The 21,606-nt window shown below is 54.2% G+C and carries 21 protein-coding genes and 1 pseudogene; 10 read left to right on the top strand and 12 right to left on the bottom strand.

Annotation, left to right across the window (positions count from 1 at the left end; genetic code table 11):
* Positions 1 to 34 precede the first annotated feature (34 nt).
* Together RHJ80_RS12950 and RHJ80_RS12955 are read right to left on the bottom strand one after the other, a co-directional pair.
* Positions 35 to 2,074: a putative PEP-binding protein gene (locus tag RHJ80_RS12950; protein ID WP_302678501.1), complete on the bottom strand. Its 2,040-nt coding sequence runs from the start codon at positions 2,072 to 2,074 to the stop codon at positions 35 to 37.
* A gap of 50 nt (positions 2,075 to 2,124) precedes the next feature.
* Positions 2,125 to 4,356: a bifunctional (p)ppGpp synthetase/guanosine-3',5'-bis(diphosphate) 3'-pyrophosphohydrolase gene (locus RHJ80_RS12955; RefSeq protein WP_310801183.1), complete on the bottom strand. Its 2,232-nt coding sequence runs from the start codon at positions 4,354 to 4,356 to the stop codon at positions 2,125 to 2,127.
* Between the two features lie 215 nt (positions 4,357 to 4,571).
* Here RHJ80_RS12955 and RHJ80_RS12960 point away from each other — a divergent pair, with 215 nt between their 5' ends.
* Positions 4,572 to 5,279 (top strand): hypothetical protein, encoded by a 708-nt coding sequence (locus RHJ80_RS12960; protein WP_310801184.1) that lies wholly within the window; start codon positions 4,572 to 4,574, stop codon positions 5,277 to 5,279.
* On the opposite strand, the gene purE is transcribed toward RHJ80_RS12960, so the two are convergent.
* On the bottom strand, positions 5,254 to 5,775 hold the full coding sequence (gene purE, locus RHJ80_RS12965; protein ID WP_310743888.1) for a 5-(carboxyamino)imidazole ribonucleotide mutase: 522 nt from the start codon (positions 5,773 to 5,775) through the stop codon (positions 5,254 to 5,256). The genes RHJ80_RS12960 and purE overlap by 26 nt on opposite strands.
* Before the next feature lie 78 nt (positions 5,776 to 5,853).
* Between purE and queG the strand changes: the two genes are divergently transcribed.
* From queG to RHJ80_RS12980, 3 genes are read left to right on the top strand one after another with little or no spacing between them, the layout of a single operon-like run.
* Positions 5,854 to 6,798, top strand: a complete 945-nt coding sequence (queG, locus tag RHJ80_RS12970; RefSeq protein WP_310801185.1) for a tRNA epoxyqueuosine(34) reductase QueG — start codon at positions 5,854 to 5,856, stop codon at positions 6,796 to 6,798.
* 20 nt (positions 6,799 to 6,818) lie between these two features.
* Positions 6,819 to 7,718, top strand: coding sequence for a vitamin K epoxide reductase family protein (locus RHJ80_RS12975; protein WP_225901597.1), 900 nt, complete (start codon positions 6,819 to 6,821; stop codon positions 7,716 to 7,718).
* A 55-nt stretch (positions 7,719 to 7,773) separates the two neighbouring features.
* The gene (locus RHJ80_RS12980; protein WP_310801186.1) at positions 7,774 to 8,544 is read left to right on the top strand and encodes a response regulator transcription factor; all 771 of its coding nucleotides are present in this window, start codon (positions 7,774 to 7,776) and stop codon (positions 8,542 to 8,544) included.
* On the opposite strand, the gene RHJ80_RS12985 is transcribed toward RHJ80_RS12980, so the two are convergent.
* The 3 genes from RHJ80_RS12985 to RHJ80_RS12995 are packed head-to-tail and all read right to left on the bottom strand — an operon-like array spanning position 8,510 to position 9,926.
* Positions 8,510 to 8,719 (bottom strand): hypothetical protein, encoded by a 210-nt coding sequence (locus RHJ80_RS12985; protein ID WP_310801187.1) that lies wholly within the window; start codon positions 8,717 to 8,719, stop codon positions 8,510 to 8,512. The genes RHJ80_RS12980 and RHJ80_RS12985 overlap by 35 nt on opposite strands.
* 1 nt (position 8,720) lies before the next feature.
* A complete protein-coding gene (locus tag RHJ80_RS12990) occupies positions 8,721 to 9,581 on the bottom strand; it encodes a shikimate dehydrogenase (RefSeq protein WP_310801188.1) in 861 nt (286 codons plus the stop codon).
* A gap of 6 nt (positions 9,582 to 9,587) precedes the next feature.
* Positions 9,588 to 9,926 (bottom strand): P-II family nitrogen regulator, encoded by a 339-nt coding sequence (locus RHJ80_RS12995; RefSeq protein ID WP_206200518.1) that lies wholly within the window; start codon positions 9,924 to 9,926, stop codon positions 9,588 to 9,590.
* A gap of 177 nt (positions 9,927 to 10,103) precedes the next feature.
* On the opposite strand from RHJ80_RS12995, the gene rph reads away from it, so the two are divergent.
* From rph to RHJ80_RS13015, 4 genes are all read left to right on the top strand, one after another.
* Positions 10,104 to 10,832, top strand: coding sequence for a ribonuclease PH (gene rph, locus RHJ80_RS13000; protein WP_310801189.1), 729 nt, complete (start codon positions 10,104 to 10,106; stop codon positions 10,830 to 10,832).
* Positions 10,825 to 11,436: a hypothetical protein gene (locus RHJ80_RS13005; RefSeq protein WP_310801190.1), complete on the top strand. Its 612-nt coding sequence runs from the start codon at positions 10,825 to 10,827 to the stop codon at positions 11,434 to 11,436. Before rph ends, RHJ80_RS13005 begins: the two co-directional genes overlap by 8 nt.
* A 172-nt stretch (positions 11,437 to 11,608) precedes the next feature.
* Positions 11,609 to 13,138: a YifB family Mg chelatase-like AAA ATPase gene (locus RHJ80_RS13010; RefSeq protein WP_310801191.1), complete on the top strand. Its 1,530-nt coding sequence runs from the start codon at positions 11,609 to 11,611 to the stop codon at positions 13,136 to 13,138.
* Positions 13,092 to 14,381: an ABC transporter substrate-binding protein gene (locus RHJ80_RS13015; RefSeq protein ID WP_310801192.1), complete on the top strand. Its 1,290-nt coding sequence runs from the start codon at positions 13,092 to 13,094 to the stop codon at positions 14,379 to 14,381. Before RHJ80_RS13010 ends, RHJ80_RS13015 begins: the two co-directional genes overlap by 47 nt.
* Here the strand turns inward: RHJ80_RS13015 and hpnH are convergent.
* A complete protein-coding gene (gene hpnH, locus RHJ80_RS13020; protein ID WP_310801193.1) occupies positions 14,378 to 15,388 on the bottom strand; it encodes an adenosyl-hopene transferase HpnH in 1,011 nt (336 codons plus the stop codon). The two genes, RHJ80_RS13015 and hpnH, sit on opposite strands and share 4 nt — an antisense overlap.
* A 532-nt stretch (positions 15,389 to 15,920) precedes the next feature.
* Here hpnH and RHJ80_RS13025 point away from each other — a divergent pair.
* Both RHJ80_RS13025 and RHJ80_RS13030 read left to right on the top strand, forming a co-directional pair.
* Complete coding sequence (locus RHJ80_RS13025) at positions 15,921 to 17,909, top strand: Rne/Rng family ribonuclease (RefSeq protein ID WP_310743160.1); 1,989 nt, start codon at positions 15,921 to 15,923, stop codon at positions 17,907 to 17,909.
* Between the two features lie 14 nt (positions 17,910 to 17,923).
* The gene (locus tag RHJ80_RS13030) at positions 17,924 to 18,808 is read left to right on the top strand and encodes a glutaminase (protein ID WP_310801194.1); all 885 of its coding nucleotides are present in this window, start codon (positions 17,924 to 17,926) and stop codon (positions 18,806 to 18,808) included.
* Here the strand turns inward: RHJ80_RS13030 and RHJ80_RS13035 are convergent.
* The 5 genes and pseudogenes from RHJ80_RS13035 to rpmH form a co-directional block, all read right to left on the bottom strand.
* A complete protein-coding gene (locus RHJ80_RS13035; protein ID WP_310743162.1) occupies positions 18,755 to 19,291 on the bottom strand; it encodes a R3H domain-containing nucleic acid-binding protein in 537 nt (178 codons plus the stop codon). The genes RHJ80_RS13030 and RHJ80_RS13035 overlap by 54 nt on opposite strands.
* Positions 19,292 to 19,299: 8 nt before the next feature.
* The gene (yidC, locus tag RHJ80_RS13040; protein WP_310744652.1) at positions 19,300 to 20,505 is read right to left on the bottom strand and encodes a membrane protein insertase YidC; all 1,206 of its coding nucleotides are present in this window, start codon (positions 20,503 to 20,505) and stop codon (positions 19,300 to 19,302) included.
* Between the two features lie 47 nt (positions 20,506 to 20,552).
* Complete coding sequence (locus RHJ80_RS13045; RefSeq protein WP_225901724.1) at positions 20,553 to 20,948, bottom strand: PH domain-containing protein; 396 nt, start codon at positions 20,946 to 20,948, stop codon at positions 20,553 to 20,555.
* A gap of 72 nt (positions 20,949 to 21,020) precedes the next feature.
* Positions 21,021 to 21,290, bottom strand: a pseudogene (rnpA, locus tag RHJ80_RS13050) (ribonuclease P protein component); the annotation flags it as partial.
* Positions 21,290 to 21,427 carry a 50S ribosomal protein L34 gene (gene rpmH, locus RHJ80_RS13055; RefSeq protein ID WP_099799755.1) on the bottom strand — a complete coding sequence of 46 codons (138 nt, stop codon included), beginning with the start codon at positions 21,425 to 21,427 and terminating at the stop codon, positions 21,290 to 21,292. The pseudogene rnpA and the gene rpmH, both read right to left, overlap by 1 nt.
* Positions 21,428 to 21,606 lie beyond the last annotated feature (179 nt).

Raw genomic sequence — 21,606 nt, forward strand, 5'->3', positions numbered from 1 at the left:
GATTTTGCATCAAGAAGCACCACTTTATTCACGATTAAAACTGATCCAACACTTGGGTGACAACCTCAGGACTCACAGAAATGCCGTCAATCCCCAAATCAATTAACCACGGCAGCCAATGGGGATAGCGAGTGGGGGCTTCGCCACACAGATGGCATCCTAGGTGATGGGCTTTGGCCTGTTGAATCAATTGGGCGATCGCCCCCCTAACGGCAGGATGGTCTTCATTTAATTCCGGTAGTGTTGTTTCGCGATCAATGCCCAACAGCAGTTGCGTCAGATCATTGGTGCCAATCGTAATGCCAGCAACGCCAAGGTTGGCCAGATCAGACAGTAAAAATAAAATGGCCGGCACCTCCGCCATTACCCACAGTTCCACACCCGCCTTGGCTGTCAGACCATGCTGGGCAAGAGCCTTTTGACAATAGACCACCTCACTGACACTGCGGACAAAGGGAAGGATAATACGCAGCGGGCAGGCTTCTAAGCGGTGGGCGATCGCCAGCGCTGACAGTTCCAAATGAAACAGCTCTGGACAATGGCGATAGCGACTCACTCCCCGCAGTCCCCAATCCGTTGCCGGCTCAAACTGATGTCCCCCCAAGAGTTGGCGATAGTCGGCTGGCCGTAAATCCAATGTGCGATAAAAGAGGGGACGGGGGGCGATCGCCCGCATAAATTCACAGAGGTGCTGCACCCAGCGATCGCGCAACTGCTCAGCGTCCCCCTGCTCCAACCAATGACAGGGATGGCGATGATCCAAAAAGGCCAACAACATCAACTCTGAGCGCAATAGACCAATGCCATCACAGGGGAGCGATCGCAATAACCGCAGGGCACTGACTTGACTGACATTTACCATGACCGGCAACGGCAACCGCTTGACCGTCGGGAGTGAGGGCGTTTGCGGCGAGGGGGTCGCCACCACGGGCAATGGCTCTGGGGGCAGTTGATAGATAGACCCCCGATGACCATCTAGAAACAGCGTCATTCCTGAACTAATCTGCTGAGTCGCATTTACCACACCGACCACCGCTGGCCGTCCCAATTCCCGCGCCAGAATGGCACCATGACTGGTTAAGCCCCCCTGCTCACAAATCACACCAACCGCAGCACTCACGAGGGGCAACCAGTGGGGTGGAATACTTTTGCTCACCAAGATCTGCCCAGCAACAGCCGCAGGAGCACAGGGGTCTGTAACCACAAGGGCAGGGGCGATCGCCTGCCCCGGCGCAGCGGGTAGCCCTTCAGCTATGAGGGTGCGCTCCACGGCCTGCGGCAAGGGCGCCAGCGGCAGAGGTTCTGCTAAACACTGTCCCCACCAAACCTGTGTCTGACTGCGATGCCAAACCCAGAGATGGGACGCCGACCCGCGACAGGCCTGCTGCAAGTATTGTTCCTCTGCGGGCGTCAGCTCAATTCCCCTTGGGGGCAAAGGAATGCCGTGATGGGGGAGCGTCACACCGCTGGCGATCGCCGGCAACCTTGGATCACTCCCTGTCCACCAGCCTGAGGCAACAATGGTACTCAAGGGGTAAAGCAAAATCGCCACTTTGAGGTGACAAAAATCCCATCCCTGCTGCCAATAGGTATAGAGATTCTTGGCTTGGACAAGGGCAGCAAAGGCCGCTTCGATCGCCTGATGACACAGGGGTAAACTGGGATGATGTAACACGGTTCCACGGCCTAGCCCCCAAGGTAAGTCCACCGCTTCCTGCCAAAGATAGGTGGTGAGAACAAGATGACGTTCTCCCCCCTGTTGTTGCCAAAAGTGATGACAAGCAGCAAAAATTGTTTCTAACTCCCCCACATCCAAAGGGGTTAATTCATGGGTCATCCTCAGTGCCAGTGCCTTGAAATCCGCCGCATTGGGGGGCACCTCTTGCCAGCGATCGCAGGCCGCGTGCCACAGGGGAATGACGCCAGAGCGTAACTGTTGCCAGACATTGGTGGAAGTCAGCCAGACAGGATGAGGCGGTGGCAAGATTTTTTGCGCCTCTTGCAGGGCAACCAATGTTGGGGAAAGGGCTTCCGCTGGGTACTGTTGTAGGGGTTCCAGAAGGAGTGATGTCACAAATGCGTTTCCTTAATCGTCCTTGGGGGTCTGGGAGCGGACGATCCGACCTAGGGAGAACTCACTTCCGTGTGCTGACGGCGACGAATGTTGAGGACATCAGTGATTTTTCTAATTTGCGCCAAGAGATGATCCAACTGCTTTGCATTCACAATATCAATACACAAATCAATAATCGCCGTGCGTCCCGGATCTGTGTGGACATTGGCTCGTCGCACATTAATTTGATTATCAGTTAAACGGGTCAAAATATCCTTAAGAATACCAACGCGATCAATCACCTCAATTTGCACATCCACAGGGTAGGTTTGGGGACGGCGTTGATTGACTTTTGTGTTCCAACTCACGGGAATCAGGCGATCGCTCGACACCGACTCTAGGTTGCTACAGCCCTGACGATGAATTGAAATACCCCGACTCCCCAGCGTCACCACGCCAATAATCGGTTCATCGGGCACAGGACAACAGCAGCCAGCAATGTGATAAACCAAACCCTCCACCCCAAGAATCGGGGAATCACTGGGTTTCGTGCTGGCAGGTACACGGTTAACAGGGGCAGATTCTGAAGGCAGTTCCGGTGGGGTTGTCTCGGGACGCGCTAGGGTAATTGCCCGCAGCCGATTCACCACCAGATTCAGCGTAATTTCGCCATAGCCCAAGGCGGCCACTAAATCATCGACACTTTGGTAGTTGCTGCGCTCTGCCACCTGTTGCATCTGCGGTGACTTCAGAAGGGCTTCTAGACCCGCTTTGCCCAGTTCCTTCTCCAGTAATTCCCGTCCCCGCTGCAGGTTTTCATCGCGGCGCGATCGCTTGTACCACTGCCGAATACGATTGCGTGCCGTTGTGGTTTTAACAAAGTTCAACCAGTCCAAACTGGGGTGGGCAGTTTTCTGGGTGATGATCTCAACAATGTCGCCATTGCGCAGTGGTGTATCCAAGGGCACTATCCGACCATTCACCCGTGCCCCAGCACAGTGATTCCCGACATCGGTGTGAATATGGTAGGCAAAGTCGAGGGGCGTCGCCCCCTGTTGCAGGGCAAGGACGTCCCCTTGGGGCGTAAAGACATAGACCTCCTTATCAAAGAGATCATCGCGAATGCTATCGAGATATTCTTGGGCATCCTTGAGGTCATTTTGCCAATCCAGCAGTTGCCGTAGCCAAGTGAATTTTTGATCGCGAGCACTCCACTGTTGCGGCAAGGAATGACCTGTTTCTTTATACTTCCAGTGGGCGGCAATCCCATACTCAGAGACATGGTGCATCGCCAATGTGCGAATTTGCACCTCCAAGGGGCGCCCCCCAAGACCAATAACCACCGTGTGCAGTGATTGATACTGGTTGGGTTTGGGCAAGCTGATGTAGTCCTTGAACCGCCCTGGCACGGAAAGGAAACAGTCATGGACGACGGCAAGGGCACGATAGCACTCATCCTTTGTGGCCACCAGAATGCGAATGCCCGCCACATCATAGATTTCATGGAATTCTTTTTGCTGCCGCATCATTTTTTGATAGATGCTGTAGAGGTGTTTGGGACGGCCACTAATTTCTAAGTATCCAAAGCCCATTCCCGATAAGCGGTCATAGAGAATTTGAATCGCCTGCTGCAGTTGTGCCTCGCGATTAGCGCGTTTTTCCGCCACCAGTTCCTGAATGCGGCGGTAGGCTTCTGGCTCTAAATACTTAAAGGCTAAATCCTCTAGCTCCCACTTGATCCGCCAAATCCCCAAGCGATTGGCCAAGGGGGCAAAGACATCACGGGTTTCTTGGGCAATGGCACGGCGGCGATCTTCCGGTAGATACTCTAGGGTGCGCATATTGTGCAGGCGATCGGCCAGCTTGACAACGATGACCCGAATATCTTGCGCCATCGCCAAAAACATGCGTCGGAAACTTTCCGCTTGCCGCTCCGTCTTACTGGAGAAGTTAAACTTCGAGAGCTTGGTGACCCCCTCCACCAGTCGCCGCACCTCGGCACCAAAATTGGCTTCTAGCTCCTCTGCCGTAACAGCGGTATCCTCAATCACATCGTGGAGAAACCCCGCCGCCAAAAGAGCAGGCCCCCCGCCTAAATCCCGCAGAATACTTGCCACTGCCACAGGATGGGCAATATAGGGTTCCCCAGACGCCCGCCGCTGTCCTTGGTGTAGGTCGTAGGCAAATTGAAACGCTCGACAGACTAAATCATCCCCATTCTCAGAATCTGGATTTCGCAGGCACGTCGCTAACCAATCGGGTAATTCAATATCAGTCGGCAAGCTAGGTGCAAAAGCGTTCATAGCAGCAGGCGATCGGGAGAGCAGCACAGTGGATTCGAGTACGTATATTTTAGTTCAATTTCATGCCTATCGCGCGAATCCTGATCGTAAAGACGTTCCTAAACCCTCTCAAGTTTTACAGCTAGGGATTGTTCAATTTTGATCTCCTTTAACATAAAAATTAAGGACTTTAATCAGCAAGGGGGAAGCGTATCGTGGGGGTCTCACTCACACCAATGACAAGGCACTACATTCTGCGTTTACTCAATCAAGGAAGCGATATTTTTGCCCTCGCCGGTCAAAGTTTAGAGAAAGCAGCGGGCGATCGCGAAGCGTGCCCTGTGGGCAATCGCGAGAACGATATTCTAAATCGCCTAGAATCCCTTGCCCCCTCAGAATTAGCAGCTGTAGAGATGATTGTGCGCCTCCACCGCTCCCTCAGCAACGAGGGGAATGAGGAGCCTCACCGACAGATGCAATTCAAAAGCCTTGAGGAAAAACTATGGCGGATTTTGGGTATGGACTGCCCCTCTGAGAGTCCTCAAGCTGCGCCTAGGGAGCCAGTCATCCCTGTCAAAGAGCAGCCGTCTTTAACGGTGGCTCAAGCCCTCGATCACTTGAACCGCGTCAGTGAATTAGCCCAAAAATACCTTGGCAAAGTCATCGTCGCGAATTACTGGCGAGCCTGCCGCCCTTCTAGTAGTTGGTTTGCTGATTTTGTTGTTACCGATGATGGCTACATCACCTACCACGGGTCGTTAGAAACTGGGAAGACTCTTGTGAACCCAACTCAACAGCAGCAGTTGGAAACATGGTTAGTGAGTTTTGTGGATCAATGTCGCCGTATTCTCCCCCTCTTTCGACAGGATCTGCAAAAGGCAAGACTCTCGGGTTCGTTCCTAGAACCTGAATCAGAGATTACTGCTGTTGCAGATAAGCGCTAGCCCCTAGGGTTTGCAGTTTTTGATTCTTGGCGGTCACCGTCGCGGCCAACTCTTGACGATAGGCTATCACTTGCTCCAGCAGCTTTGGATCATGACTGGCCAATAGTTGGACGGCCAATAGGCCTGCATTTTGGGCATTGCCAATGGCAACCGTCGCCACGGGAATCCCAGCCGGCATCTGCACAATGGAGTAGAGGGAGTCCAGCCCCTGTAAGTGTCGGCTCGGTACGGGTACGCCAATCACGGGTAGGGGAGTTAAGGCAGCAATCATGCCGGGCAAGTGGGCAGCGCCACCGGCACCCGCAATAATGACTTTCAGACCCCGCTGATGGGCATTTTGGGCAAACTCGACCATGGCAAGGGGCGTGCGGTGAGCCGAGAGAATCGCCACTTCATGGGGAATGCCAAAGCGTTCACAGATGGCGATCGCCCCCTGCAGGGTTGGCAAATCCGAATCACTGCCCATGACAATGGCAACCAGCGGCATCTCTGACATCCCTCTTTCCTACTCCCTCAGCAAACGGTGCAACCTCATCCTACAGCCCTTTTCACAGGAGCGAGATATTATTTCTCTATGATTACTGCTGCTGCGATTAAGCAATTTGCCCATCAGTTGGGGTTCCATCGGGTGGGGATTGTGGATTTGCGCGCCTATACCCATGACCATCCTTCTGGGGTGGCTGCCCTACAACGCTGGTTAGCCCAAGGCTTCCAAGGGGAGATGGCGTGGATGGCCAACCCGCGGCGACAGGAGATTCAAGCCGTCCTGACGGGAGCGCGATCGGTGATTTCCGTTGCCCTCAATTACTATCAGCCTGATCCAGAGCCACCCCCTAAGGTGAAAATTGCCCACTATGCGTGGGGGCGGGATTACCATCGGGTTTTGGGAAAACGCTTGCAAGCCCTAGGGCAATGGCTGCAGGCTCAGGTACCTGAAATGGACTACCGTTGGTATGTGGATACAGGCCCGGTACAGGACAAAGTGTGGGCGGAGCAGGCGGGAATTGGCTGGATTGGCAAGCACAGTAATGTGATTTCGCGGCAGTATGGCTCGTGGATTTTCTTGGGAGAGTTAATCACCACGTTGGAGTTGACGGGCGATCGCCCCCACACTAATCACTGCGGCACCTGTACCCGTTGCTTGGCCGCCTGTCCCACCGGCGCCATTGTTGAACCCTATGTGGTGGATGCCAACCGCTGCATTGCCTACCACACGATCGAAAGCCGTGCCCCGGAAATTCCCCCCGCCATTGCTGCTCATTTAGAAGGCTGGGTTGCCGGCTGTGACATTTGCCAAGAAGTGTGTCCTTGGAATCAACGCTTTGCTCAACCCACGAATGTGGCCGACTTTGCCCCGCGATCGCCCCTCTTGAAGACTTCTCCAGAGGAACTCGCCACCCTCAGCGATGCAGCATGGGATGAACTCACCCGTGGTTCTGCCCTACGGCGAATTAAACCCGCCCAATGGCGCCGCAATGCCCAAGCGGTGCTGTCTGCCAATCGGTATGATGAAAAATGATTCAATGCGGAGGCTCACCTATGGTTCGACGACGCTCCACCCCTTGGATTCATCGTTGGTCACGGTGGTTGATTGGCGGGGTTGCCCTCGCTGGCATGGTGGTGACCGCCTACCTGACGATCGCCAAGCTGACCAATCAAGAGGTCACTTGTCCCACCGATGGCTGTGACATTGTCCTCAATAGTCCTTGGGCAACCGTGTTTGGTATTCCCCTCTCCCTCATTGGGTTTGTCGCCTACACGGGGATGCTGTCGTTGGCGGCCCTGCCCCTGTTGTTGAACCAGCCGCAGCAAAAAGAACTCCGCCGCAATGCTGAAAACACCACTTGGCTTTTGCTCTTTCTGGGGGCAACGGCCATGGCCAGCTTCAGCAGTTACCTCATGTATATCTTGGTTACAGAGATTAAGGCCACTTGTCCCTATTGCATTGCCTCAGCCGTCTTTAGCTTTACGTTTTTAATCTTGACGATTATTGGTCGTGAATGGAGCGATCGCGGCCAACTCTTTTTCAATGGCGTGATTACTGCTGTGATTACGCTGGTGGCCGTCTTTGGCATCTATAATGCCCGCATGGCCAACCCTGAGGGTCCTGGCATCCCCATCGTCAATACCTCAGGTGCGGCGGAAATGGCCCTCGCTCGCCATCTCACCCAAGTGGGAGCGGTTATGTATGGTGCCTATTGGTGTAGCCACTGCCACGATCAAAAGGAACTCTTTGGTAAGCAGGCAGTACGGGAACTCAACTATGTTGAATGTGACCCCAATGGTGCCAATCCCCAAGTGGAACGCTGCCGTGCCAAGGGAATTCAGGGCTATCCCACATGGGAAATCAACGATCAGCTTTACTCCGGCACGCGATCGCTCAGTGAACTCAGTCGGCTGAGTCAATACACAGGCCCGATGAACTTCAAGAACCAATAGGGGCAAGGAACCGCAGTGATAGAATGAAGCCAACCGGGCACTACGCAGGTTTTTTATGCTTTCTATTGATACAGCCGCCGAACCCGCCAAGGCTCCTTTTGCCACACCACCTGCCCTTGCCAACATCTTAGTGGTTGAAGATGAAGACCTGATTCGGGAAACCCTTGTCCTTGCTTTGCAGGAGGAAGGCTACCATACCCTTGTGGCCAGTGATGGCTATGAAGCCCTCAATCTCATTAATACCTATCTCTTGATGGATCCTAATCCTGAAAAGGCAGAGGTGCATTTGATCATCCTAGATGTCATGCTGCCGGGCATCAATGGATTAGACCTATGCCGCTTAATTCGCCGTGAAGGCTGTACAGTTCCCATTCTCATGATCAGTGCCAAAGGCAGTGAAATTGATCGAGTGGTTGGCCTTGAAATTGGTGCCGATGACTACTTGGCCAAGCCCTTTGGCATGCGGGAGATGCTAGCGCGCTGTCGTGCCCTATTGCGGCGGACGCAAATTCAACAGGCCACAGTACCAACGGTGCTGCGCTTTCGCGATCTCTGCCTCTATCCCCAAGAATGCCGCGTAACCCTGCGGGGCAAGGAGATTAATCTCTCCCCCAAAGAATATAAACTGCTTGAACTGTTTATGCGTCACCCTCGCCGCGTTTGGCCACGGGAGCAGTTATTGGATCAAGTGTGGGGGCATGACTTTATTGGCGATAGCAAAACGGTTGATGTCCACATCCGCTGGCTGCGGGAGAAAATTGAAACCGATCCCAGTCATCCCCAATACATTCTTACGGTACGCGGTTTTGGTTATCGTTTTGGTTGAGACTCAGTAAAACAATCCCCATCAAAGTTGCCGGTAAAAAGAGCAGTAAAGTAATTAGCCCCAAATTTGGCGGCAAGGGATAGAGGGGGGCAACAAATTTAATCCCTAGGGCTATGAAGAGCGACACCAGCAAAACCGCCGATAACCACCTTAGTTCTGACAGCCAAGGTGTCATGTTATTTCTCCATCCCTAGGGCACTTTCAAGGGCAGTGGCCATGATGGCAGTGGGGGCGGGTTGGCCAATCCAGTACTCCAAGGCTGCGGCTCCCTGATGGAGAAGCATGGCAAGGCCGTCGAAGGTTTGCAGTCCCCGTGCCATCGCTAATTGCAAAAGAAGAGTGGGGCGAGGTTTGTAGATGAGGTCATAGACAATGGCGGTGGTGGGCAATCGTGCCAAGTCCTCGGCTGTGAGGGGGGTGGTGCCAGTATGGGGACTCATGCCAATGGGGGTGGTATTGACCACAAGGCTGACTTTCTCCAAACAACTGACCCGCTCTGACCATAAAAGGGGATGGAGCGTGATCTGTGGCCAACTGGCAACAAAGGCCTCTAGCCGTTCCTTTTGGCGACCACTGATATAGATCTGCCGACAGCCCAAGTCATAACAGGCAGTGACCACGGCTCGTGCCGCACCCCCATAGCCCAAGACTAAAACGGCAATCTCTGACCACAGGTAGGACTGTTGCCGCAGTGGTGCCAAGAAGCCATGCACATCAGTATTGGTACCTACCCAACCCTTTTCACTGCGATAGACGGTGTTGACTGCCCCCACCTGCTGTGCGAGGTCGCTGATATCCGCCAAATAGGGAAGGATGGTTTCTTTGTGGGGAAGGGTGACATTAAAGCCAACGACATTCAGGGCATCGAGGCCAGCGATCGCCACCCCCAACTGCTGCGGCTTCACCCAAAAGGGCACATAGACATAGTCCAGACCCAAATGCTCCAACGCGGCATTGTGCATTGCCGGTGAGAGGGTGTGGGCAATCGGGTCGCCAATCACCCCCAGAAGCTGGGTGTGGCCAGAGATCTTCGGCATCCGCTCCTAAACCGCCTCGTGATCTTTTTCGCTGGTGCGGATGCGAATGACCTGCTCAACGGGCGTCACAAAAATTTTGCCGTCGCCAATTTCCCCCGTGCGGGCAGCCTCAATAATTTTCGCCACGACCATATCCACTTGACTGTCTTCAACGACAATCTCAATTTTTAACTTTTGTAAAAATTCTACTGTGTATTCGGAGCCGCGGTAGCGCTCGGTTTGCCCCTTTTGCCGCCCAAAGCCGCGTACTTCGGAGACGGTCATGCCGACAATGCCCGCATTGACAAGGGCGATCTTGACTTCATCCAGTTTGAAGGGACGAATAATGGCTTCTACCTTTTTCAATGTCAAACTCCTTCTTTATGGCAACGGGCTAATCTTTATTTAGCATTGGCAAAAGAGTATAGCGTGTAGCAATAACTACATTATCTCCAATCCTCGGGCGATCGCCCAATGGCAAGGTCTCGCGCTGGCTCCAGAAAATAAGCTCTAATAGGGAAGGTGATTGAGAGGGGATCAAGCATGGGGTGGCAGCGACCCGATGGCCGTCAACCACAGGAATTGCGATCGCACCAGTTTCAGCGGCATTTCACCCAATTTGCCTTAGGATCGGTACTCGCCCAAGCGGGACAAACTCAAGTGTTGTGCACTGTTAGTCTCAAGGAAGGCGTACCCAAGTTTTTAGAAGGCACAGGCCAAGGCTGGCTCACCGCAGAGTACCGCATGCTGCCCAGTGCAACGCGGCCACGGCAAGAGCGAGAATTTCTCAAACTCTCTGGGCGCACCCAAGAAATTCAACGCCTGATTGGTCGCAGCTTACGCTCGGCCTTGAACCTATCCCTATTGGGAGAGCGCACACTGATTGTGGATGCCGATGTGCTCCAAGCCGATGCTGGCACGCGATCGCTGGCGATTACAGGGGGCTACATTGCCCTTGTGGATGCCCTGAGTACCTTACTTCAGGAAGGGGTACTCAGCGAATCTCCCCTATGTCATCAGGTGGCGGCAGTCTCTGTGGGGCTGATTGATGGCGACCCCTATTTGGATTTGAGCTACGCTGAGGATGTGGCAGCCAGTGTCGATTTCAATGTCGTGATGACGGCCAATGGTCAGTTCATTGAGGTTCAAGGTACAGCAGAGATCGGTTCTTTTGATCGGCCAACCCTCGATCGCCTTCTCGATGTCGCCACCCAAGGGATTCAAGAACTCATTGAGATTCAACAGCAGGTCCTAGCGGCAAGCTATGAGTGAGCAGGCCATTTACCTCGGACACATCGTCAAGTCCAACTCCCACTGCGATTATGTGGCGCAACTGGTGGATCGCTTGGATGTGCCCCACCCCCCCGCCCCAGAAGACTATGGGTTTGGTCGTTTTGTCAAGCTCGAGGATGAGCAGCGCCACTGGGCGGTCGGGGTCATTTACAACTCTCAACTGTTGAATCCCCAGTTCCATCAGATCAGCCCGCGCCTCACCACGAATGCCGACACCTTCCTCAGTCCCGATTTAGTCAGTGAAACCCGTACACTGCTGTGGATTGCCCTCATTGGTCATTTGGTTACTGCCGCAGATCGAACCTATGGCCAGCAGGGGATGCCCACCCTTGTGGTGCCTGTGAATACGCCCGTGTGGCAATTGACCACTGCTGAGGTGTTGGCCTTTCATCGCAGTGCCCAAGGCCAAGCTCAGTTTCGCTACTATGCCCATTTGTTGCGCTCAACGGGAAACTATGCCGCACCCTTGTTGGGGCAAATTCTCGAAACCATTACGCCCCTCTTCAGTGGAACTGAACGGCGATCGCTCGAAATTATCAACAAAGAGTTGGCTTGGCGGCATACCTTAGGCACTTTGCGCTAAGACTGGACACAGAAATTGGGGTTTTGCAAATAAACTTCATGAAAAATCCTATGCAATGGTGACAAATTAGCGATACATCTGCTAAGGTCATTAAGTGTGTGAGGAGCGAACCAGTTAAGGGCACCGAGACGAAACACGGCCAGTCGTCGGTGCTCTTTCTGATTTTGAGGCTATGCTGGCACGGGTTTGGAGTGCTGCCGTTCTAGGAATTGACGCGATTCCCGTCGGCGTCGAAGTAGATGTTTCTAGCGGCTTGCCGGGGATCGTGGTGGTGGGTCTGCCCGATGCGGGTGTGCAAGAGGCACGGGAGCGCGTTAAGGCGGCGATTCGCAATGCCGGTTTTAGCTTCCCAATGCGGCGAATTGTTATTAATCTCACCCCCGCCGATTTACGTAAGGAAGGCCCTAGCTTTGATCTCCCCATTAGCATTGGTATCCTAGCTGCTTCAGGACAGGTTGCAACGGATTTACTCGGCGATCATCTCTTTCTCGGCGAAGTGTCCCTTGATGGCACCTTGCAACCCGTGGCCGGGGTACTGGCGATCGCCGTTGCGGCGCAAGCCCAAGGCATGACCGGTCTTGTGGTGCCCATGGCCAATGTCACTGAAGCAGCGGTGGTGCAGGGGCTAAAGGTCTATGGTTGCCACACCCTCGCCGAAGTCGCAGCCTTTTTGAATGACCCCAGCTCGCGATCGCCAGCAGCCAATTCCCTAAGTTTGCATGCTCCACCCTCTGCCCGCTCTGGTCTTGACCTTAAGGACGTGAAGGGGCAGTATCAAGCGCGGCGAGCCTTGGAAATTGCGGCTGCGGGTGGGCACAATCTCATCTTTGTCGGGCCACCGGGCAGTGGCAAAACAATGTTGGCACGGCGGTTACCCACCATCTTGCCGCCCTTGACCTTTGAGGAAGCCCTTGAAGTCACCAAAATTCACTCCGTGGCTGGACTGCTCAAAGAACGCGGCCAATTGCTCCAAGAACCCCCTTTTCGGAGTCCGCACCATTCTGCCTCTGGCCCTGCCCTTGTGGGGGGTGGCAGTTATCCGCGTCCGGGGGAAATCTCCCTTGCCCATCGGGGGGTGCTCTTTCTTGATGAATTAACGGAATTCAAGCGGGATGTGTTGGAGTTTTTGCGGCAGCCCCTTGAAGATGGCCAAGTCACCATTGCCCGCACCCGCCAATCCGTGGTGTTCCCGGCGCAATTTACCCTCGTGGCCAGCACCAATCCCTGCCCCTGTGGCTACTATGGCGATCCAGTGCAACCCTGTACCTGCTCGCCGCGCCAGCGAGAACAGTATTGGGCAAAGCTCTCTGGCCCCCTGCTGGATCGCATTGATCTGCAAGTGAGTGTCAGCCGCCTCAAGCCCGAGGAAATGACCCGCCAAACCCTCGGGGAAGATTCAGCCACGGTACGGCAGCGGGTCTTGGCGGCACGCCAACGCGCCCAACAGCGATTTGCTCAAGAACCCACTCTCCACTGCAACGCCCAAATGCAAAGCCGCCATCTGCGCCAGTGGTGTCGTTTGGATGAGACTTCGACTAATCTCTTAGAACGGGCGATCGCCCAACTGGGACTCTCAGCGCGAGCCACAGACCGTATCCTAAAAGTAGCCCGTACCATTGCTGATCTGGCCGACTGTGAAACGATTGCCGCTGCCCATGTGGCCGAAGCCATTCAATACCGCACGATTGATCGTCTGCAATAGACGCGGCTGGTTTGCGCTGCTGCTGGGTTTCTTAGCCCTACTGCTCATCGGCTGTACAACGGCAACCCAATCCGCGAAGCCGATTGAACTGATTTTCTGGCATGGGGTCAACCCACCCCCCAACCGCGTGGTCCTCCAGCGTCTTGTGGATCGCTTCAACGCCCGCCATCCCCAGATTCATGTCCAAGCTCTCTACGTTGGCCAACCCGACCAGCAGTTACCGAAAATTCTGGCCGCAGTGGTGGGCAATGCCGCCCCAGATCTGCTCTGGTATAACCCCACGATCACGGGGCAGTTTGTTGATCTGGGTGCCCTGCGTCCCCTTGATGACTGGTGGCAAGCTTCCCCCTACCGCGATCAAGTTAGTCCTGCCCTGATACCAACAATGCGCTACGGCAACCATTACTGGTCTATTCCCTTTGCCACCAACAACCTTGGAATTTTTTATCGTCCCAGTTTATTGGCTGCCGCTGGCGTGAAAACACTGCCCAGCACATGGCAGGAATTAGAGCAGGTCAGCCAAACCCTAAAGGCACAGGGCATCACCCCACTACTCCTTGCCCTTGGCCAAGGGGAATTTGCCGTCTTTACTTGGTTGCCCTTCTTTTGGAGTGCGGGTGGCAGTCTCGGAGACACACCAGAAAGCGCCCACATTGACACACCCCCCGCGATCGCGGCTCTTGAGTTTTGGCAACGCCTGCGACAAGAAGGCTTAGCGACACTCTCTGCCCCGGAACGTGGTTATGAACTGGATCAATTGATTCGTGGCGAGGTGGCGATGCAAATTACAGGGCCTTGGACGTTGGCGCAACTCCAACAGTCGGGGGTGGATTTTGGCGTTCTACCCATGCCCGCCCTCAAAACCGCCGCAACTGCACTGGGGGGCGAAAATCTCTTTGTCTTTCGCTCAACACCGCAACGGGAAGAGGCTGCTCTAGCCTTTTTGGACTACGTTCTCAGTGAAGAATTTCAGACGGAGTGGGCTTTGGGCACAGGGTATTTGCCCGTGAATGAACGGGTGCGTACCAACGATCGCTATCAGGCCTTTGTGGCACAGCAACCTGCGCTTCGTGTTTTTCTAGATCAGATAGCCGCTGCTCAGGCACGTCCCAACTTCCGTGGTTATACCCGCTTTTCCCAAACCCTTGGACGAGCGATCGAAAGCGTTCTCCTTGGCAAATCAACCCCGAAAACCGCAGTGGAAACCGCAGAGCAACGTTGGCAACTGATGCGCCCGCGTTAAAAGAGACTACCCGCCGCCTTGACCATATTGGCTGGGTTAAAGGCATCCATGGCAGCGGTGGCCTCATAACCACAGTGCACCATGCAGTCACGGCACTTGGGATTGCCACTTTTGTGGCCATACTTCTCCCAATCGGTATTTTCAATCAGTTCCTTCCAAGTTTTGTAATGCCCCTCATTGAGGAGATAGCAGGGTTTTTGCCAACCCAAGACGCTATAGCTGGGCATTCCCCAAGGGGTACACTCATAGTCCTTTTCACCCACCAGGAAATCAAGGAAGAGGGGATTGTGGTTAAAGTTCCATTTCTTCTGACCCGCGTGGTAAGGGGCGAGAATTTCGCGGAAGAGGGCACGGGTTTGCTCCCGTTTGAGGAAGTGCTCCTGATCCGGTGCCCACTCATAGGCGTAGCCCGGCGAGATCATCATGCCATCCACCCCTAGGGAACTGACAAAGTCAAAGAACTCCTGCATTTCCTTGGGATCCACCCCTTCAAAAATTGTCGTATTGGTGGTGACACGGAAGCCCTTGGCTTTAGCCGCTTTAATCGCTTTCACCGCAATATCAAAGACCCCTTTGCGATCCACGCATTTGTCGTGCCACTCCCGCAGACCATCGAGGTGAACGCTGAAGCTAAAGTAGGGGGAGGGCTTGAATTTATGAAGATTTTCCTCTAGGAGAATACCGTTGGTGCACAGATAAACAAACTTCCGCCGTGCCACCAAGCCACTGACAATTTCATCAATTTGCGGGTGCAGCAGGGGTTCCCCACCGGGAATGGCAACAATCGGTGCACCACATTCTTCAACGGCGCGGAAGCATTCCTCTGGGGTGAGATATTTGCGCAGGACTTCAAGGGGATGCTGAATTTTACCGCAGCCCGAACAGGCGAGATTACAGCGAAAGAGAGGCTCAAGCATCAAGGTGAGGGGAAAGCGCTTTTTGCCCTGTAGGCGTTGTGAGATGATATAGGTCGCGACTTCCACTGCCTGCTTGATGTGGACTCCCATGGGCAATTCTCCTCAATGTGGCTAATTTTCTAGCCAAGACGCTTAATAGATGTTTATAGTTGTAGCAGCTTTGTGGGCGATCGCCAAAGTGTCCTATCAGGTTTGCAAAGTGGCACACTATGCTCGTGCTCAAGAGGCTAGCGGCAGCGACAGTGAAAATTTTTGCAAAATCCCCTAGCCAATCTTGACAGAGATACCTATAATCAGAGACCATTAGAGGTACTGTAGAAAAATCCCTTTTGCTTAACCTCCATAGCCTAAGAGACCAAAGGTTAAGCATAGACTTTCATCAAGGCTGGCATGGGGTGACATCTTTTCCTTCTGCAAGTCGTGCAGAGCTTTTTAGGTATCACCAGAGTTGCGTTCCGCGTTCCAATGCCAACCCACCTCTACAGGAACCCTTTTCCCAACCATCTTAAAGCCAAACTTGCACACGTCCCTTACAGGGGCAAGAGTGGCTCAACACTGTGCTAGATGCCTTTAGCCCATTCATGCTGACGTTTATTTTGTTAAGAAATTCTAAGGATAATGAATGCCTAAGCAAATTATTATTGCCGAGGAACATCGGCTAGCGGCGGTCTTTGCCGAAGATCAAATTCAAGAATTAATCGTGGCCACGGGCACCCATCAGGTGGGGGACATCTACCTTGGGGTGGTTGAAAATGTCCTACCGGGCATTGATGCTGCCTTTGTCAACTTGGGGGATGCCTCCCGTAATGGCTTTATCCATGTCACTGACCTTGGCCCATTGCGCCTGAAGCGAACGGCTGGGGCAATCACGGAATTGCTCGCACCGCAGCAAAAAGTGCTGGTTCAGGTCATGAAGGAACCCACGGGCACCAAGGGGCCACGGCTGACCGGAAATATTTCGTTGCCTGGGCGCTATCTCGTGCTGATGCCCTACGGTCGGGGGGTGAATCTATCGCGACGGATTACCAATGAGGCGGAACGGCATCGGCTACGTGCCTTGGGCATTTTGGTCAAACCCGCTGGCATGGGGCTACTGGTGCGTACAGAGGCTGAGGGTGTCTCCGAAGAGGCCATACTTGAGGATCTGGAACTCCTGCAACGGCAGTGGGAAACGATCCAACAGCAGGCGGCCTCCAGCCGTCCTCCCCAGCTTCTGGGGCGCGATGATGACTTTATCCAAAAAGTGTTGCGGGATGTCTATAGCAGTGATGTCAACCGCATTGTGGTGGATACTCCGGATGGGGTCAAACGGGTCAAACAGCACCTGAAAAACTGGAATGTCAATAAGCCGGTGGGGGTTCTCATTGACTATCACCAAGAACCCATTCCCATTTTGGATTACTTTCGGGTGAATGCTGCCATCCGTGAAGCCCTGAAACCCCGTGTGGATTTGCCCTCCGGTGGCTATATCATCATTCAACCAACAGAGGCACTGACGGTCATTGATGTGAACTCTGGTTCATTCACTAGTTCAGCCACCTCGCGGGAAACAGTGCTGTGGACAAACTGCGAAGCGGCTACGGAGATTGCTCGCCAACTGCGACTGCGCAATATTGCTGGCGTGATCATTGTGGATTTTATTGACATGGATTCCCGCCGCGACCAGTTGCAACTGCTGGAGCACTTTAGTAAAGCCCTGCGTGCTGATAAAGCTCGCCCCCAAATTGCTCAACTCTCAGAACTGGGGCTAGTGGAACTGACCCGCAAACGTCAAGGGCAAAATATCTATGAACTTTTTGGCCGTCCCTGTAGTGCCTGCGGTGGTCTGGGTCACTTGGTGCATTTACCCGGTGAACCGGAGGATAGCCCCGGCGAAATTGTCGAGCGATCGCCCATGCCGCGTCCACCGGAGCCACGCCGCAGTTTAGAATCCCGCACTGAACCCAATGGCTTTGCCAGTAGCAGTCTAGAGACCCAACTCATTAACCACCCTGACTATCAAGCGGTAGGGGGTATTCGCCCGCGTGCTTCCCGCAGTAGTCACCCACCAACCCCCCGCAGTCCTCGCCGTGCCTCTGAAAATGGCAATGGCCGCAAGGTGATTACCACGCCTACAGAAACGGCGCCGCCGCCAGTGGTCAAAGTGGAGAGCCGTCCGCCGCGCCCTGCCCGTCCTAGCCGCTCTGAACCAGCGGAAGTGATTACCGTAACAATGACGGATCAAGAGCAGGCGGTCTATGCGGAAATGGGAATTTCACCCCTTGTGTTGCACTCTGAGGAGGTGAAGAATCCGCGGGGAACGATTGTGATGGTGGCACGCCCCGGCCAAGACCCCCTACCCCTGCCCCAGAAAACTGCACGACCCGTTAGTGAGGGAATGCCTGAGGATATCCCAGAGACTGCTGATGAGCCGCCCGCCCCTGTGGTTAGCACGATTAATGTCGAGCCGATTCCAGCCACTGCGCTGCTCAATACCAGTGAGCCAGAAGTCACGACCGAGTCTGAATCCGGCGGGGAAGCATCCACCCCAGAGGCCTCCGTGCCCGCAGGTCGGCGGCGGCGGCGACGGGTCACCACTAGCGAGCAGCTCTCCCTCGATGCCAATACTTAGGCTCAGCAATAGCAATGTTGGGGGATCTAGACCCTGCCCTCATCCAAGAGTGGCTCAAGGCTGCATCGGCAGAACTTCCTCAGGGGGAACCCCTTCAACGGCTACCGCGGGTGGGGTCTGAAGCCTTTGCCTTTGCCCTTGTTACCCCAAAGCACCAGTTTACCCTTGGGCGTTCCAATTTGCGCTTTCCCTTAATGAGCGCAATTAAGCCCTTCTTGCTGCTGTATGCCTTGACGCTGTGGCAGGAGCAGGTGTGGACGTGGGTGGGACAGCGCCCCTCAGATTACCCCTATAACTCTGTGTTGCAGTTAACCCTTGATCAGGGGTGGCCGCGCAATCCCATGATTAATAGTGGAGCGATCGCCCTTGCTAGCCAATTGGCTCATGTTGGCGGTGTTGCGGTCTTTCAGACTTGGCTCAATGAGTGTGCGGGTACGCAGTTGCAGGTGGATCAGGAGGTGTTAGCAGCCGTTTATCGCCATCCCAACTGGCAAAATCGCACCCTTGCCCACTGTTTAGTGGAGTCTGGACGCATTGCCGATGCCGGAGTTGCCCTTGAGATCTACAATCAGGTGTGCTGTTTCCAAGGAACGATTGAGGAAGTGGCGCGCTTGGGTCTCCTGTTGGCACTGCCCCATGACAAGGTGAGCGATCGCCATCGTCAGCAGGTGAATGTGCTCATGCTCACCTGTGGCCTCTACGAGGACTCCCCCCGCTATGCCCTAGAAATTGGCTTGCCCGTGAAATCGGGTGTGAGTGGTGTGATTTTGGCCATTGTGCCGCGACAGGGGGCGATCGCCTGCTACAGTCCACCCCTCGATCGCAGTGGCAACTCGATTTTGGGTCTATACCTGCTCCAGCGCATCAGCTGCCACCTCGGCCTCAGTCCCTTGGGCTAACTGCACCACCAAGCGGCGATCCGGTTCCTCTCCATAACTAAAGGTTTCAAGGCGATCGCTCTCTACCTTGATGAGACTGTGAACGACACGCCGCTCTGCTGCGGATAGGGAGCGAATTTCAACGGGTTTACCGGTGTCGAGGACTTGGGCAGCCACCTGATGGGCAATCTCCTGCAACTGGCGATAACGGGCGCGGCGATAGCCCGCCAATTCCAAGGTAAAAGCCGTTTGCTCCTCCCGCGATCGCCCCAAATTCAACGTGGCATTGAGCAGATATTGCAACGCATCGAGAGCTTGGGCATTGTTGGCCAGCAGGGATTCAATTTGCGCAGCACTCAGGGACTGGCGATCGATCTCTAGCCAGTACCCAGGCACCACACTTGCTAAAGGGGACTCCACCACAGAAACGGTTGTCTTAAAGCCTGCTAGAGCAAGCGCCTGTTCCAGCCACGCACACCCCGCAGCAATTGGATCAGCGGTCATGCCTCCCCTCAACTTGATGGATGACGCTTGGCTTTAGTGGCCTTGGCACTTTTAACCCCCTTGCCCTCAAAGGGAAGAGCAGCCCGATTTTTAATCGCTTCAGCCCGTTCCTGCTCCTCCACGAGTTTTTGCAGGTTCTCTGGCAACGGCTCCTGTTGGAGAATAAAGGTTTGCACCGTCTGGAAGATGTTGGCGATTAGCATATAGAGTAGCACCCCTGCCGGCAGTGGGAAAAAGAGGAACATCCCAGAGAAGATAATCGGCGTCAATTGATTTACAGTTTGCTGCTGCGGGTTATTGCTGCTGCCTTGGCCAGAGAGCAACTGGTTGACGTAGAGACTGACACCAAAGCCAAGGATCATGATCAGGATATCCCAGTGGATCGCGCCCCAATTAAACTGGCGTGTGCCATCGGGCAGCGTGATGAAGAGTTCCCCTTGATCAATGGCACCCACATGGCCAAGGGCAGAGATAAAGAGGAAACCTTTATCCGCCGCAATCCCCGGAATCGTTCCCTGAACCGTTACATCACCGGGTTGCAGGGCTTGCAGATGCCCCTCACTGTCAATGGTTGCCCGCTCTTGACCGCGAATAATTTGCCACTTGGGTTGCAGGTGACTATTGGGATAGGCGGCGGCCAGTTCACTAAAGGGTTTCCCCTCCTTGGTTTGGAATTGGAGATCCACCGTTTGACCCACTGGAATCTTGGTACCGCTGGGAACCACCGCCTGAATGGGGAAGTGGATGCCCTCATCAACGTAGATATTTTGCGGCTTAGTGGCAAAGGGCTGGGCTAAGACAGTTTGATCAGGGGGAACAATTTGCAGGTTGAGCTGGTAATTCACATCAGCAAAGGGTGATCCGCGGAGCGTGGCAAAGAGAGCAAAGAGAATCGGCAACTGCAACAGCAGGGGGAAACACCCCGCCAAGGGATTACCAAACTCCTTGTACACCTCTGCCATTGCCTTTTGCTGTTCGGCAGGATTATCCTTGTATTTCTGTTGGATTTCCTGCATCCGTTTTTGCATGATCGGCTGCACAACTTTCATGCGCCGCATATTGCGAATGGATCCCGCACTGAGGGGATAGACGGCAAAGCGCACCACCAGTGTCAGCGCCACAATCGCAAGGCCATAGCTGGGCACAATCCCATAGAAAAAGTCAAGGATTGGCAGCATGACATTGTTGGAGAGGAAACCGATACCAAAATCCATGGAATCCTGCAATTAGGGGTGAACAGTTAACAGAACTATCTTAGGTCTTAAGAACCAATCGCGCCACTGACACTTTTGGCAGCGGGACTCAATTTGGCAGAAATATAGTCATAAATTTCACGGAAGCGGGGGACAGCGCGCATTTCTAAGCGGCTACCATCTTTGAGGGTGACGACCATATCACCGTAGGCGCCCCAGCCGCGAGGAACGGTGACGACTTTGGTGATTTCGCTATAAATGACATCGGAGCGATCGCGCCCCATCCAGCCACCTATCACCGTAATCCGCCGATTGGTAATGCGGTAGCGCAGCCAGAGGGCACGGACAATGGCACCAACGGTAAGGGGCAGACAAATCACCGTTAGCCCCAACAGTAAGTTGATCACCAAGTCGCCCCAATGGGGACCGCCTTCGTAGAAAACGTCTTCGGAAATTCCTGGCATCGTCAGTACCCCTGCTTTGGCTATTAACTGCGTCAATTCAGCGCGACAGTCCTCGTCACTCACTTGCAGTGCCGCCTGACGCACTACCACAATCATATCCCACCCTGCGGCTATCTGCGGTAAGAGTGAGCCGATCACCCGTCGCCATTGCCGTTTCAAACGGTTGCGATCAACGGCTCGCTTACTCACCTTTTTGCTGACCACAATGCCCAGCCGGGGTGCTGCCTTGACGGCTTGGGGCGCCAGCCAAAGAACGGCCAGTTTGCCGTGGTGGGCGGTTTTGTGTTGATAGACGCGGTCAAAATCATGGCGATCGCGCAGGCGATGTTGACGAGGGAGCACTAGACTGCAAGCCGTGCCCGTCCTTTACGCCGCCGTGCCTTAATGACGTTCTGACCCGATTTGGTGCGCATGCGCGCGCGGAACCCAGAGGTGCGTTTACGTTTGCGGACAGTACCGCCCAGTGTACGTTGCGTCATGGCTGTTGCAGTTATGATGGTTAATCAGAAAAAACACTGCCCCAAGGGGCACGCCCTAGTCAGTCGTTAGAGCGATCTACAATCGTATCACTTCCCGTGAGGCAGCGGTAGCCCTGCAAGGCTATTGCCGTCTTGGTCGTGTTGCCTATCATTGCTCACATCCTACGGACGAGGTTTGC

It is taken from the genome of Thermosynechococcus sp. QS41 (assembly GCF_031583515.1).
Taxonomy (GTDB): domain Bacteria; phylum Cyanobacteriota; class Cyanobacteriia; order Thermosynechococcales; family Thermosynechococcaceae; genus Thermosynechococcus.